Below are 15,083 nucleotides of genomic sequence, written 5' to 3'. Positions count from 1 at the left end.
GCCTCCGCGCGCGTGGGACCGGGACGGCGACCGCATGACCGCGGTCGCCGTCCCGCCTGCGGTCCGGTCGGCCCGGCCGCCGTCAGCGGGGCATCCGGGTCGAGCGGCCCCGGCTGCCCTTGTCGGCCGCCCCCGCCGCGGCGCTGGTCGCGAGCGCGAGCAGCAGGGCGACGATGCCGACGATGATGTTGTTGACCACGGTGCGGGTGGTGTCGACGTTCCCGGCCACGACCCACGGCGCGACGATGGTCCACAGGCCGAGCATCGCGCAGGCCCATGCCCTGGCGTGGGTGCGCCCATAGGCGTGGCCGAAGCCGCCCAGCAGCACCGCGAAGGCGATGCCCGTGATCAGGTTGTTCATGGCGAGGGTGTTGAAGCCGTCGAAACCCGCGATCCAGGGTGACGCGGCCAGATACAGCCCGGTGATGAGGGCCATCGCCTCGACGGCCTGGCCCTGCTGGGTCGTCACGGCGCGCTCGGCACGGGCATGGCGCTCCCGCATCTCCATGATGTCCGGGTGCGACTCCATGCTCGTATGAGTTTGGTCGGTCATGATCGTCCTCCAGATGGGAACGAGTGGGCGATAAGTCCCGTTCGTCCATCTGAGTACCCCCTGATCGGCAACCCTCCCGCGCTCAGCCGGAGCCGGTCCCGGAGGGGTCCGAGGAGGCCGAGGACGACGACCGGCGCACCCGCAGGACGAACCCCGCGCTGTCGCGGCGGCCGGGGAGGTCCCGGAAGTCCTCCAAATCCATGCGGGAGCGCAGGAGCGACACCGCTCTGCGGGCGATCGAAGCGCGCTGCGGGTCGACGGTGGTCAGGGGCGGTGAGGCGAAGCGGGCCGCCTCGATGTCGTCGAAGCCCGCCAGAGCCACGTCGTCCGGGACGGAGATCCCGCTGCGGGCCAGCACGGACAGCGCGCCGATGGCGACCACGTCGTTGTAGCAGAACAGGGCGTCGAAGCGGACGCGGGTGCGCAGCAGCCGGGCCACCGCGCCCGCGCCGGAGGACCACAGGTCGGCGTTGTCCACGCCGATCACCAGCGAGTCGTCATAGGCGACCCCGGCGTCCTCGAGCGCCCTGCGGTAGCCGTGCAGACGTCGGCCGCCGGCGCGCGGCGCCTCCTGTTCGCACAGGGCTGCGATACGGCGCCGGCCCTGCGCGAGCAGATGACCGACGGCCGCGTGCGCGCCCTGCTCGTCGGCGATCTCGACGTAGTCCAAAGGCATCCCGGCCGCCTGGGCGGGGCGCTCGCCGAGGACGACGGTGGGCTGGGTGAGGGGCAGGGGCAGGTACTCCGCGGGGGTGAGGGCCTGCGGTACGTAGATGACCCCGTCCACGAGTTCCTTGTGCGACGTGGACAGGACGGCTCGTTCCCGGTCGGCGTCCCCGCGGGTGGTCTCGACGACCACTTTCAGTCCCTGGGTCTCCGGCGCCCGGATGACCTGTTCGGCCAGCTCCGCGTTGAACGGCTGGTAGACGTTAGGGAGGACCAGCGCGATGGTGCCGGTGCGCTGTGAGCGCAGGCCGCGGGCGAAGGGGTTTATCTGGTAGCCGAGTTCCTCGACGGCCGCACGGACGCGGTGTTCCGTCTCCGGGCTGAAGGAGCCGGTGCCGTTGATGACGTTGGAGACCGTCTTCGTCGACACACCCGCCTTCTCGGCCACGGTACGCATGGTCACGCTCCGCCCCATGCGGCCATCCCTCCCAGAGTCGAATCACGGACGCTCAACTGGTGGTCGGCGACGACCAGTCGGCCGGAATCCCGCTCGACCGTACCGTTCGCCCGGTCGTTCATACGGTCGTTCAGCAGTGCCAGGGCCTCCCGGGCGATCTGGGCCCGGCCGGGGTCGATGGAGGTGAGCGACGGGTGGGCGTACCGGGCGTCGTCCGTGTCGTCGAACCCGGCGACGGCCACCTCGGCCGGGACCCTCACCCCCGCGTCCTGCAGGGTGTGCAGAGCACCTAGCGCGAGCGCGTCCGCGAAGGCGACCACGGCATCGAAGGGAACGTCCGCCTCGATCAGCCGGCGCATGCCGGCGGCTCCCTCCTGGCGGTTCCAGTGGGGGGTGCCCACTTCGAGGACCAGGTCGGGGAGGTAGGGCAGGCCGGCGTCGCGCAGTCCGTCCCGGTAGCCCTCCAGGCGCAGCTGGGCGGCGGCCCGCTCGGGCCTGCCGGTGTGGTCGGCGCCGAGGGCCGCGATCCGGGTGTAGCCCAGCGACACCATGTGCCCGACGAGGGCCCGGATGCCCTCCCGGTTGGCCATGGCGACCCGGTCGACGGGCGCCTCGTAGGCACGCTCGGAGACGAACACCGTCGGCACGGTCCGCGCCACGGTCAGGGCCTGGGCGTCCGACAGTCCCACCGGGTACATCAGCAGCCCGCCCAGGTGCGGACCGTGCTCGCGGACCAGTGCGAGTTCGGCCTCGGCGTCTCCCTCGGTGAGTTCGATCAGCACGGTGAGCCCATGGCGTTCCGCCTCGCGCATGATCTCCTCGGCGAGCGAGGAGAAGTAGGGCTGGGACAGATGGGGCAGGGCGAGTCCGACGAGGTCGATCCGGCCGGTGCGCAGATTGCGGGCGACCGAGTTGGGCCGGAAGTCCAGCTCGGCTATGGCGGCGTCGACTTTCCGCCGGGTCTGTTCGCTGACGTTGGGCTCGCCGTTGACCACACGGGAGACCGTCTTCAGTGACACCCCGGCCCGCTGGGCCACGTCATGCATCGTGGACATGACCGAACCTTAGGCTTCGGCCGGGGCGGGACCGCGCAGCCCCGCGCACTCGGCCTCGGTGAGCGCCAGCACCGAGCCGTGGCGAAGTCCCGGGGGCAGTACGCAGAATTCCGGGTCGGCCGCCGGGAGCCACTCGGGGCTGTCCAGACGGTCGGCCCTGAAGGGCACGTAGCCGCGCCCGAGGAACTCGTCCAGCAGGAGCAGCCAGCCCCGGCCGTCGGGTGCCGGCAGCACGATCGGCCCCTCGGCGTACTCCAGTCCCGGCAGTTCGTCGGTGCCACGGCCCACGCCCCGCGCGACGGGCTCGTAGTCCGTGGCGTGCAGGTCCCGGGAGCGCTCGACGAAGACGAACTTGGCGTCGGGGGCGTCCGGTGTGCCGGGCAGACGCTCGTCCTTGGTGAAGCGGTAGAACCATCCTTCGTGCTCCACCACGGTGGAGTCGATGACGGGGAACCCGTTGTCCACCCACACCCTGGGCTCGCCGAAGGTGCGGAAGTCCTTGGTGGTCGCGTAGTACATGCGCTGGTACGAGGGGCTCTCGTGCCCCGGGTCGTCGTCCGGGTAGACGGTGGACGCCCAGAACACCAGGTACTCCTCCCGTTCCGGGTCGTAGACGGCTTCCGGGGCCCAGACGCACCCGGCCTGCTCGGGCATGGCCTCGACCCGGTGCGGCCCGTCCCACTCGCGCAGGTCGGCCGAGTGCCACACCAGCAGGTCGCGGCTGCCGTGCGCGACCGCGTGTTCCCAGCCCTCGCTGCCGTGGATCCGTAGATCGGTGGCGAGCAGATGGAACCCGCTGCCGTCCGCGGCCCGCACCAGGAACGGGTCCCGCGCACCTCCGCCCTCGGGGGCGAGCGGGGGGATGCCGGTGAGCCGCGTCCAGCGGTTCATCCGGGGGCCGTCGCTGAGGGCGAACCGGATCCGCTCGCCGTCGGGCAGGTGTTCGCCGGTGAAGTGGGCGAAGAGGTAGCCGGCGGGCCGTTCGGGCCCCGCACCGAGGGACGGCTGTGCCGTACCTGTGGCTTGGTGGTCGAGGTGGGGGCTCTGAGGCACGGGGGCTGTCTCCATCGTCTGCGAGGGGGTTGGGGGGAGGGGAGGTGAGGTGAGGTGAGCTTCGCACCGCAGATTCATCGTTGTCAAAGGGCGGGAACCCCGGTGTCACACAGTGGCCTCATAGGCGACACGCCCAAGGACTGGAGGAATCGACGAAGAAGACGGCTGTGACCTGCGAGTGTCGTGAACTCGCTGGGGACGCACGGGGATGCCCTTCGATGTCGGTCTGTAAAAGGGACGGCAAAGGAGGGTTGACGACGATGTACCTGACGGACATCCTGATCCCGCTTCACCCAGCCGTAACACCCGGTTCATCCGGTTCATACGGTTCGCTCGACCTATTCCTCCCGACAAAGCCGGCACTCGCCGGCAGAAGAAGGTCGTCATGGCCTCCCTTGTCCCCGCCCCGGCGCCCCTGTACGAGGACCCTGTCCACGCGGGCCCGACCGATCCCGTCGTGCAGTACGACGGCCGGCAGTGGTGGATGTTCTACACACAGCGCCGCTCCGACGTGGCCGCGCCCGGCGTCGCCTGGGTGCACGGCACCGCGATCGGCGTCGCGACCAGCGTGGACGGTCGCGACTGGCTCTACCGCGGGGTGCTGGACAGCCTCCCGTTCGAGCCCGGCACCAACACGTTCTGGGCCCCGGAGATCGTGCGGGCGCCCGACGGGGTGTTCCACATGTACGTCAGCTACATCCGCGGTGTGCCGGACCGCTGGGAGGGACACGACCGGCGGATCCTGCACTACACCAGCGTCGACCTGTGGCACTGGGTGCAGGCGGGGCCGGTGGCCCTCAGTTCACGCCAGGTGATCGACGCCTGCGTCCACCCGCTGCCCGGCGGCTCGGGCTGGCGCATGTGGTACAAGGACGAGGCCCATGGTTCGCACACGTGGGCCGCCGACTCGGCCGACCTGTACGACTGGCGGGTACGGGGGCCTGTGCTGGAGCACCGGGCACACGAGGGACCCAACGTCTTCGAGCTGGACGGCCGGTACTGGATGGTCGTCGACTGCTGGGACGGCCAGGACGTGTTCCGCTCCGACGACCTCGACGAGTGGACGCCGGCGGGCCGCATCCTCGACGGATCCGGCACCCGCCCGGACGACCGGGGCATCGGCCACCACGCCGATGTCGTCGCGGGACCCGACGCGGCCTGGATCTTCTACTTCACCCACCCCGACCGGGACGGCGAAGGACCGGCACAGCGCCGCTCCGTGGTGCAACTCGCCCGACTCACAGCCGACGGCGACCGACTGCTGCTCGACCGCGACACGGTCCCGCTCGACACCCTGCCCCGCCCCGGACACCCGGCCCTCGCCGCTGATCCCTGCGTCTCCGGCCCCTGACACTCCCCGCCGGCGTCAAGCCCCCGCCCCACAGACGCGTCGACTGCGGCCCGTTGGACCCACCCCGACACCTCCCCCGGCGCCATGTGGCCTCACCTGGCCTCGCAGGGCGCTCACCTCGCCTCACCTGGCTTCGCGCAACCCCCCTTCCCCGGGCCTCACCTGGCCTCGCCTGACCGGGCGTTACCGCGCCCCACCTGGCCTCGCCCCAGCTCCCCTCGCCTGACTTCGCCGGACTTCTTTCCGCCTTACCGGGCTTCGCCTCAGTTCCCCTCGCCGGGCGTTACCGCGCCCCACCCGACCCCACCTCAACTCCCCTCGCCGGGCTTCGCCTCAACCCCTCGCCTGGATCCGCCGGGCCATACCCCGCCTTACCGGGCTTCGCCTCGACTCCCCTCGCCTGGCTTCGCCGGGCCTTACCCCGCCTTACCTGGCTTCGCGGGCCTTACCTCGGCCCCCTGCCTCGACTTCCCTCGTCTCCCTGGCCTCACCTGGCCCGTTCGCCCCGCTCGCCCCCGCCGGACCAACCCACACAGCTCGCCCCGCCGCCCCGCCCGGCCTCGCCGGGCCAACCCGCACAGCTCGGCCGCACCGGACCACCCGGCCCCACCCGCACAACTCCGCCACCCCGCCCGGCCCTGCCGGACCAACCCACACAGCTCGCCCCGCCCCACCGCCCCGCTCGACCCCGCCGCGCCGCCCCGCCCACCACCTCCACCCCGGCCGAGCCCCCGCCTCCGGCCCCCCGAACTCCCCCCGCACCGCCCGCGACACATCCGCCCCGCCCCCACGCTCACCCCGAGAGGAATCACCATGTCCGTCGACAGCACCAGCAACCGCACCCCCGAGCTCAGCAGACGACGCTTCGTTCAGGGCAGCCTCATGGCTGCCATCCTCGGTGGCACCGCCCTGGGTGCCTCCGCCTGCTCCACCAGCACCGCGGCGAGCGGTGGCGGCAAGGGCGCCGTGTCCTTCTTCTCCTGGGACACGCAGACCGTCATGAAGCCGGTCCTGGACCTGTTCACCAAGAAGACCGGCACCGGCGTCTCCTTCTCCTACGCCCCGCCGGTCCCGCAGTACGTCTCCACCCTGCAGACCCGCCTCCAGGCGCACACCGGCGCCGACGTCTTCATCCTCACCGCCGAGGACAAGCAGCTCGTCAGTGGCGGCTTCGTGAAGGACCTGACCGGCCAGAAGTTCCTGGACCCCATGAACTCCGCCAACAAGGACTTCATGACGGTCGACGGCAAGGTGTACGGACTGTCGATCTCCTCCTGGGCCGGCGGGATCATGTACAACAAGGAGCTGCTCGCCAAGGTCGGCGCGGACAAGCTGCCGGACAGCTGGGACGGGTTCCTGCAGCTGTGCCGCAAGCTCAAGGACAAGGGGATCACCCCCTACTACGACGCCGCCCACGACGGCAACTTCATGGCGCTGTGGGGCCTGCTCGGCGGCTACTTCGACAGCCAGGGCTCGTTCCCGGACGCGGACATCTTCGCGGGCAAGACCACCTTCGCCGACACGTGGACCGAACCGCTGGTCGCCTACTGCAAGCTGTACACGGACCAGCTCACGCCCAAGGCGATCCTGGGTCTGACCAGCGACCAGGTGGTCAGCGAGTTCGCCAACGGCCGGGTCGCCATGTTCGGCGCCGGCACCTGGAACGTCCCCGCGGTCCAGAAGAGCGCCCCGAACCTGTCCTTCCAGACCGAGGCCATCCCCGGCATGACCCAGGGCACCAGCTACTGGACCGGTGCCGCCAGCCCGGGCTACGCGATCAACGCCAAGGCCAAGAACCCCGAGGCCGCCCTGAAGTTCCTCGAGTTCCTGGCGAGCCCCGACGCGGTGAAGGCGTACGGCAAGTCGAGTGGGTCGATCACCACCACCAGCGACTACACGCCGTCCTTCGCGGAGAGCGTGACCAACCAGGCCCTGGGTGCCCGCTCCGGCAAGATCTACCTCCCCGTCGTCGCCTGGCCGCGCCACTCCAACGAGCTCATCCAGGAGTTCAACACCCAGATGCAGCAGATGGTCCAGGGGTCGGTCAAGCCCAAGGACATCCCCGCCGCACTGGACAAGAAGCTCAAGCAGCTCGACGCGAAGTAAGCGGGAAGCGACAGCTCTCATGGCCATACAGACCTCCGAACTCCCCACCAGGGCACGCGCCGCCGGCCCCGCGCCCGGCGGCGCCCGCCCCGGCCGGCGCCGGCTGCGCGAGCAGCTGACCACGCAGGCGTTCCTGCTGCCGATCGCGATCGTGCTGGTGGTGCTGTTCCTGGTGCCGCTCGCCGAGTCGGTGTACTACAGCTTCACCGACTACAGCGGCTCCTCCCCGACCCGGCATCTGGTCGGGCTGCGGAACTACCGGCAGATCTTCACCGACCCCTCGGTGCTGACCGGCCTCGGCTTCACCCTGCTGTACGCGGTGGCGACCACGCTGATCGTGACCGTCGTCGCCATCCCGCTCGCGGTGATCCTCAACCGCCGCTTCCCCGGCCGGAGTCTGGTCCGCGCGGCGTTCTTCTTCCCCGCGGTGCCCAGCATGGCGATCCTCGGCCTGGTGTGGACGTTCGTCCTGTCGCCGCTGTCCTCCGGGGTGATCAACTCCGTGGTGGGCGGTCTCTTCGGAGTCGGCCCGGTGCCGTGGCTGTCGGACAACACCCTGGCCAAGGTCTCGGTGATCGGGGTGGGGGTCTGGGCACAGGCCGGCTGGCACGCCGTCCTCTACCTCGCCTACCTGCAGTCCGTCCCCCGGGACTACTACGAGGCCGCCACCATCGACGGCGCCACGCCGCGGCAGCAGTTCTTCCGCATCACCCTGCCGCTGCTCGCACCGGCCATGACGGTCAGCCAGTTCCTGCTGCTCATCAACGGCCTCAGGGTGTACGACCTGCCGTTCACCCTCACCAACGGCGGCCCCGGCTACGACACCTACACCATGACCCAGATCCTCGTACAACGCGGTATCGCCGAGGGCAACTACGGGCTCGGCGCGGCGCTGGGCGTGATCTTCCTGATCGCGGTCGCCGCCGTGCTGTCCCTTCAGCTCTCAGTGACCCGCAGGCTGGAAAGGAGGTTCCGGTGACGGCGATCCTCTCCCGGCTTCGCGAACGGGGCTGGCTCACCAGCGCCTACATGCTGCCCGTCTCGGCGGTCATGGCGCTGCCCTTCTACTACGTCCTCGTCAACACCTTCAAGACGCAGGCGCAGACCACCGCTTCACCGCTGGCGCTGCCGACCTCACCGGACTTCTCCACCTACCGCCGGGTCCTGGACCAGGTCCCCGTCGCGGCGGCGTTCGCGAACACCCTCTACGTCACGGTGGTCTCGGTGGCCCTCATGGTGCTGATCGGCGCCATGGCCGCCTACGCCCTGACGATCCGCCCCACCAGGTTCAACCAGCGCTTCGGCAAGCTCCTGCTGCTCGCGTTCGTCGTGCCCACCCAGTCCACCCTCATCCCCGTCTACCAGATCTTCGTCAAACTGGGCCTGGTCAACAGCCTCAACGGCCTCGTGCTGGTCTACAGCGCCGGATCGATCTTCTGCTGGTTCATCATCCAGGGCTATATGGCCACCCTGCCGTTCGAGGTGATCGAGGCCGCCCGGCTGGACGGCTGCGGTCCCTGGCAGATCTTCTGGCGGATCGTGCTGCCGCTGATCCGGCCCATCCTGGCCACCGTCGCGGTGTTCCAGACCATGTGGGTCTGGAACGACTTCCTCAACCCCAACGTGTACCTCAGCGACCCGGCCAAGAGCACGATCGTGCTGGAGGTCTACACCTCGGTCGGACAGTTCCAGGTCGACTGGCCGGCCTTCCTGACCCTCAGTGTCATGGCCCTGGTCCCCATGGTGGTGTTCTTCATCGCGGTCCAGCGGCACATCGTGTCCGGCCTGCTCAGCGGCGCCGTCAAGGGCTGAGGCCCGCCGCCTCGCCAGTTCGACCGCCGCCCCTCAGACCGACCGGTGCGTTCGGCGTGCCCTCCTCCCCTTCTCCCCCGGCACGGCGTGCGCACCGGTCTGCTTCACCCCACTCATCCGCTCCGTTCGAAGAGGAACGCAATGCGAAGATGGCCACGCCGCCTCCTGGCGGCCCTGGGCAGCGCGACAGCCGCGCTGGGACTGGTGATCATCCCCAGCACGACCGCCCACGCGGCGACCTGCACCACCTATTACATCTCGTCGTCGTCCGGCAGCGACAGCAACGACGGATGCAGCACCGCCACCCCCTGGCAGACGCTCACGAACGTCAACTCGACGACGTTCACGGCCGGCAACCAGATCCTGTTCCAGGCAGGCGGTTCCTGGACCGGCGAACTCCAGCCCCAGGGTTCCGGCGCCGCCGGAAACCAGATCACGATTTCCAGCTACGGCTCCGGTGCCGCTCCCATCCTCAACGGAGGAGGTGCCGCGGCCACCATCTACCTGCACAACCAGCAGTACTGGACGGTGCAGAACCTGGAGATCACCAACCCGGCGTCCAGTGCGGCACTGCGCAGCGGCGTCCAGCTGGAGAACGACACCACCGGGATCCTCGCCGGGATCCACATCCTGAACAACAACATCCATGACGTGAAGGGCTACTGGGCGAACGTCGCGAACCCCGTGCAGCCTAGCCAGTCCTCCGGCATCGCCTTCGACGTCACGGACAACAACACCACCAGCGGCTGGGACGACGTCCAGATCAGCAACAACACGCTGACCCGTGACGACGCCGGCGGTATCTACATCGGTTCGCTCGTGGGCCTGAACCACAACATCAACACCACCAATGTCGTCATCGACGGCAACACGCTCACCGACATGGGCGGCAACGACATCGTCTGCGTGTTCTGCGCCTCCCCGGTGATCCAGAACAACGTGGCCACGGACAACGGCTACCGCTACTCCGGCGCCGGTCTGTGGAACGGCTGGACCACCAACGCGGTGTTCCAGAACAACGAGGTCTCCCGCCAGTACCGCAACTTCGTCGACGGCCAGGCCTTCGACATCGACAACAACAACTCCGGCACGGTCATCCAGTACAACTGGAGCCACGACAACCCGTTCGGCTTCACCGAGTGGTGCTGCCGCAGCGGCTTCGGCGCCAAGTCCTCGGTGATCCGCTACAACATCAGCCAGAACGACGGTGCCTCCAACGCGGTCTTCCCCGGCATGGGCGGCGTCGACAGCAACACCACCACCCAGGTGTACAACAACACGATCTACATGGGCGAGGGTGACAACGGCTGGGTGACCGGCGGTACCCCGAACAGCACGGTCGCCTTCTCGAACAACATCGTCTACAAGCTGGGCACCGGCAACTACGCCACCAACAGAACGACGTGGACCCACAACCTGTTCTACGGCCACCATCCCGCCAGTGAACCGGCCGACTCGGCGAAGATCACCGCGGACCCGCTGTTCGTGAACCCGGGTGCGGGCGGAACGGGCCGGGCCTCGGCCGCCGTATACAAACTCCGCAGCGGCTCGCCGGCCCTCGGCGCGGGCGCGGTCGTCTCCTCCAACGGCGGCCTGGACTACTTCGGCAACACGGTCTCCGCCACGGCCGCGCCCAACATCGGCGCGTACAACGGCCCGGCCGTCTCCGGGCCCACGGCCCACGCGGGCGCGTACTGGCCGCTCGAGGAGGGCTCCGGCACCGCCACCGCCGATCTGACCGGCGGCGCCAACAACGGCACGCTGCAGGCCGGCGCCTCCTGGACGAGCGGCAAGGTCGGCACGGGCGCGCTCAGCCTGACCGGGGCGAGCAACTCCTGGCTGGACGTCCCCACCGCCGCCCTCGACACCAGCGGCAGCTACACGGTCTCCGCGTGGGTGAAGCCGAACAGCCTCACCGGCAACCAGACCTACGCGAGCATCGACGGCTCGGCCATCAGCCCCTTCTACCTGCAGTTGTCGGGCGGCACCTTCGCCTTCACCGTCCGCAGCTCCGACTCGACCGGCGCCACGTACAAGCAGGTCACCGGCGGCAGCCCGGCCACCGGCACCTGGTACCACCTGACCGGTGTGTACGACAACAGCGCCCACACCATCGCGCTGTACGTCAACGGCCAGCTCCAGGGCAGCACGGCGTTCTCCTCGCCGTGGAAGGCCACCGGCCACACCACGATCGGCCGGGCCAAGTGGAACGGCGCCAACGCCGACTTCGCCAACGCGGCCATCGACGACGTACGCATGATCCCCCGGGCCCTCACCGCCCGCGAGGCGTACGCCCTCGGGACCGGCGCCGCCGGCTACTACCAGCTCGACGAGGGCAGCGGCCACACCGTCACCAACCTGCTCGGCAACACCGACGACGGCTACACCGAGGGCAACACCACCTGGGCGGGCAGCGGCAAGATCGGCAGCAACGCGCTCGCCTTCGACGGCAGCGCCGTCACCATGGCGGTCGTCCCCTCCTCGGTGATCGACACCGGGCAGAGCTACACGGTCGGCGCCTGGGTGAAGCTGAACTCCGTCAGCGGCAACAACCAGACCTTCGCCAGTCTCGTCGGCGGCAAGGTCAGCCCCTTCTATCTGCAACTGTCAGGAGGCAAGTTCACCTTCGTCACCCGGGCCTCCGACGCGAACAACTCCGCGGCCACGACGGTGACGGCCGGCTCCGCGGCGGCGACGGGCACCTGGTACCACGTCCTCGGCATGTACGACAGCGCCGCCCAGACGATCTCGCTGTACGTCAACGGCACGCTCCAGGGCAGCACGGCCTTCACCTCCCCCTGGACCGTGAACGGCGCGACGCTCATCGGCGCCGGTACCTACAACCAGGGGCCGGTGGACTTCACCAACGGCCAGATCGACGACGTCCACTTCTACAACCGGACGCTCAGCTCCGCTGAGATCCAGACACTCGCCACCGGCTGACCCGGCGGCGAAAACAGGACGGGTGCCCACCCGGGCACCCGTCCCACCCTCGGACGGCAGCACGAGAGAGGAGCCGGCGATGAGCACGTCGACCCACCGCCCCCGGACACCGGCAAAAGGCCGTCCGCGCGACATCCGCCCAACCACCCCGCCGCGCCCTACGGTCCCGCTCTGGCTGATCACCGTCACCGCGCTGGTGGCCGCGACCGCCATCGCCGCGGCGGTTCTCCTGTCCGGCACGCGACCGAGCCGTCCCCCGGCTCCCCCGGCGCCACCGGCTCCCCCGCTGACAGCCGTCGCGGCCACGATCGACGGCCAGGACATCCCCGTACGGGAACTGGCCCTCTACCTCGCCCAGGAGCGGGCGGCGACCTTCACCCACTTCCGGCAGAAGTACGGCGCCGAGGACGGCCCCGGCTTCTGGACCACCGAGCACGACGGCCGAACCCCCGCCGCCTACCTCCGCGAGCGGGCCCTCGCCGACGTCACCCGGACCACCGTCGAGCTGACCCTGGCCCACCGCCAGGGTCTCCTGGCGGATTCCGGCTACGACGCCTTCCTGCACAACTGGCAGACGGAGAACGCCCGTCGCCTGAAGGCCGTCACCGCCCACCAGGTCATCTACGGGCCGGTGCAGTACACCGAGTCGAACTACTTCACCTACGTCCTGAGCAACCTCGCCGCCGACCTCCGGAACAAGCTCACCGAGACGCGGGCCATCACGACATCGGACACCGCCCTCAGGTCCTACTTCACCGCCCACCGCGGCGACTTCCCGCACCAGTCGTTCGCCACGGCCCACGACTCGATCCGCCAGTCGTACGTCCTGGACCGCTACCGGGCGTTGCTCGACCGCCTGGCGGGCTCGGCTCAGGTCCGCGTGCACCGGGCGGTGTTCGACGCGGTCCCGGTCGACTGATCGGCCGACGGAACCTCCCTACGGCACTGTTCGCGTCCGGTTTCCCTGTACTTAGCCGCCGGGCGGCCGCGAGCGCCGAGGCGACCACTCTCAGCTGACACGATTCAAGGAAGCGGCACGCGGAGTGAATGCGGAAACGACATTCACCGGTAATCCCGGCACCCCGCGCCGCTCGAAGGGGCCGCCCCACTCAGGCCCCGAAACGCCGAAAGCAGCGTGCGCGCACCCCTGCGCGGGTGCGCCATGTCGCGCTGCGCCCGGCCTCTCCTTGCACATCGGAAAGTCTGAAATCCCATGAATAATCTGGTCGCCACGTTATTGATCGTGGCGGCGGCCCAGTTGGCCGCCATCGTCACGCTCGCGCGACATCCGCACCCCACAGCGCGGGAACTGCGTTTCCCGACAACAGTTCACGCCCTGTGCTTCGGCACGGCCCTGCTGGTGAGCGTGGCCTTCGGGGGCTCCCTGAAGTGGGGCCTGCTCACCGCGCTCTCCATGATGGCGCTCAGTTTCCTGGCACTCCGGAGGCTGACCGCCTTCCGGCCTGTCGGCAGCCTGTTCGTCGTGACCTGCGTGTTCCTGAGTGTCCTGCCGGTGGTGTGGCTGGTGCCGTTCGCCGCGAAGGCGATCGACTCGGGCGTGAGCACGGTGACCCTCGTGTTCGTCACGATCAGCTCCGTACTGACCATCATCTGCCTCCCCTCCGACCTGCTCGACGAGGTCACGGGCTCCGAAGTGCTCCTGCGCTCCCGGTGGCGCAGGGCCGGCGCGACCGCGCGTCCTCGTCCGTCCGGCTTCGCGCCGATGGTCTCCGTGCAGCTCCCGATCCACGCCGAGCCGCCCGGGGTGGTCATCGAGACGCTCGACGCGCTGAGCCTGCTCGACTACCCCGACTACGAAGTGCTCGTCATCGACAACAACACCACGGACGAAAGCCTTTGGCGGCCCGTGGAGGAGCACTGCGCCCGGCTGGGACCGCGTTTCCGGTTCCTGCACGTGGAGGGGATCACCGGCGCGAAGGCCGGTGCGCTGAACTGGGCGCGGCCCCACATCGATTCTCGCGCGGAAGTGGTGGGCGTGGTCGACGCCGACTACATCGTCGAACCGAACTGGCTGGCGGACACCGTGGGGTACTTCGAGGATCCCGAGACGGGCTTCGTGCAGTGCCCGCACGCCTACCGCGACTACGAGTCGTCGGCGTTCACGAGGATCGCCAACGCCGAGTACGCCCTCTTCTTCGCCGCCCACATGGTCGCGCTCGACGAGAACGGGGCGGGCCTCACCGTCGGCACGATGTCCACCATCCGGCTGGCCGCCCTCGACAAGGCCGGCGGCTGGGCGGAATGGTGCCTGACCGAGGACTCCGAGCTCGCCATCCGCATCCACGCGAGCGGGTACAACTCGGTCTACCTCAAGCGCCCGTACGGCCGGGGGCTCGTCCCGGAGACCTGGAACGGCTACCGGAAGCAGCGGTTCCGCTGGACCTACGGCCCGGTGCAGGAGATCCGCGCCCACGCGCACATGTTCCGCCCCGGTGCCGGGCGTAGCGCCTCGCACCTGAATGTCGTACAGCGGATCCACCACGCCAACCACGGGCTGATCAACGCCCTGCGTGGCGTCAGGTTCGCCGGGGTGGCGGTGCCGCCGGCCATGCTGCTGTCGATGGTCGCGAACGGTGACGTGTGGCCGGTGCCGGTGACCTGGTACGTGCCGTTCCTCTTCGTGATGGCGGGCAGGCGGCTGCTGCAGTGGACGGTGTACCGCAAGGTCATGGGCTTCACCGCGCGTGAGTTCGCCGGAGCCGTCCTGGCCCAGCGCGCTCTCTTCTATGTGATCGGGAAGGCGGCGCTGCTCGCGATGCTGAACCGGCCCGCGATCTGGAACCGGACCGACAAGTTCCGCCGACTGCAGTCAAGGATCCAGGTGTTCAACAGCGCCGGTGAGGAGACCGTGCTCGCCGTGGTCTTCCTCCTCTTCGCCGTCCTGTCGGTCACCGCGCTGCCCTTCGGTGTCGTCTCGGTGGCGATGACGCTCACGCTCCTCTACCAGGCGGTGAGCTTCAGCGCGGCACCGGCGCTGTCGTATCTGGCGGAGCGCGAGATACGCAGGGACCGGGCGTCCGCACACGTCCCCGAGTTGGTGTGATCTGACGCGACGGACGAGCCCCC

11 protein-coding genes are annotated in these 15,083 nt (G+C 69.4%); 7 read left to right on the top strand and 4 right to left on the bottom strand.

Annotated features, from left to right (window positions below; all coding sequences use genetic code 11):
* Nucleotides 1-82: 82 nt before the first annotated feature.
* The 4 genes from ABZ855_RS04230 to ABZ855_RS04215 all read right to left on the bottom strand — a co-directional run bounded on the left by ABZ855_RS04230 (nt 83) and on the right by ABZ855_RS04215 (nt 3,784).
* Entirely contained in the window at nt 83-553 is a 471-nt protein-coding gene (locus ABZ855_RS04230) for an SPW repeat protein (protein ID WP_360800590.1), read from the bottom strand.
* A gap of 82 nt (nt 554-635) precedes the next feature.
* Nucleotides 636-1,676 carry a LacI family DNA-binding transcriptional regulator gene (locus ABZ855_RS04225; protein ID WP_360801130.1) on the bottom strand — a complete coding sequence of 347 codons (1,041 nt, stop codon included), beginning with the start codon at nt 1,674-1,676 and terminating at the stop codon, nt 636-638.
* A 2-nt stretch (nt 1,677-1,678) separates the two neighbouring features.
* Nucleotides 1,679-2,731 carry a LacI family DNA-binding transcriptional regulator gene (locus ABZ855_RS04220; RefSeq protein WP_360800587.1) on the bottom strand — a complete coding sequence of 351 codons (1,053 nt, stop codon included), beginning with the start codon at nt 2,729-2,731 and terminating at the stop codon, nt 1,679-1,681.
* A 9-nt stretch (nt 2,732-2,740) separates the two neighbouring features.
* Nucleotides 2,741-3,784: a glycoside hydrolase family 43 protein gene (locus ABZ855_RS04215; RefSeq protein ID WP_360800584.1), complete on the bottom strand. Its 1,044-nt coding sequence runs from the start codon at nt 3,782-3,784 to the stop codon at nt 2,741-2,743.
* 385 nt (nt 3,785-4,169) lie between these two features.
* On the opposite strand from ABZ855_RS04215, the gene ABZ855_RS04210 reads away from it, so the two are divergent.
* From ABZ855_RS04210 to ABZ855_RS04180, 7 genes are all read left to right on the top strand, one after another.
* Nucleotides 4,170-5,135, top strand: coding sequence for a family 43 glycosylhydrolase (locus tag ABZ855_RS04210; RefSeq protein ID WP_360800581.1), 966 nt, complete (start codon nt 4,170-4,172; stop codon nt 5,133-5,135).
* An 813-nt stretch (nt 5,136-5,948) separates the two neighbouring features.
* The gene (locus tag ABZ855_RS04205) at nt 5,949-7,241 is read left to right on the top strand and encodes an extracellular solute-binding protein (RefSeq protein WP_360800578.1); all 1,293 of its coding nucleotides are present in this window, start codon (nt 5,949-5,951) and stop codon (nt 7,239-7,241) included.
* A 19-nt stretch (nt 7,242-7,260) separates the two neighbouring features.
* Entirely contained in the window at nt 7,261-8,220 is a 960-nt protein-coding gene (locus tag ABZ855_RS04200; protein WP_360800575.1) for a sugar ABC transporter permease, read from the top strand.
* Complete coding sequence (locus ABZ855_RS04195; protein ID WP_360800572.1) at nt 8,217-9,053, top strand: carbohydrate ABC transporter permease; 837 nt, start codon at nt 8,217-8,219, stop codon at nt 9,051-9,053. Before ABZ855_RS04200 ends, ABZ855_RS04195 begins: the two co-directional genes overlap by 4 nt.
* A 141-nt stretch (nt 9,054-9,194) precedes the next feature.
* A complete protein-coding gene (locus ABZ855_RS04190) occupies nt 9,195-11,996 on the top strand; it encodes a LamG-like jellyroll fold domain-containing protein (protein WP_360800569.1) in 2,802 nt (933 codons plus the stop codon).
* Nucleotides 11,997-12,075: 79 nt separating this feature from the next.
* On the top strand, nt 12,076-12,915 hold the full coding sequence (locus ABZ855_RS04185; protein ID WP_360800566.1) for a hypothetical protein: 840 nt from the start codon (nt 12,076-12,078) through the stop codon (nt 12,913-12,915).
* Between the two features lie 294 nt (nt 12,916-13,209).
* The gene (locus tag ABZ855_RS04180; protein WP_360800563.1) at nt 13,210-15,060 is read left to right on the top strand and encodes a glycosyltransferase; all 1,851 of its coding nucleotides are present in this window, start codon (nt 13,210-13,212) and stop codon (nt 15,058-15,060) included.
* Nucleotides 15,061-15,083 lie beyond the last annotated feature (23 nt).

The organism is Streptomyces sp. NPDC047042 (assembly GCF_040644035.1).
Taxonomy (GTDB): domain Bacteria; phylum Actinomycetota; class Actinomycetes; order Streptomycetales; family Streptomycetaceae; genus Streptomyces.
Note: the sequence above shows the minus strand (reverse complement) of the source record. Positions and strands in the feature narration are given on the sequence as shown.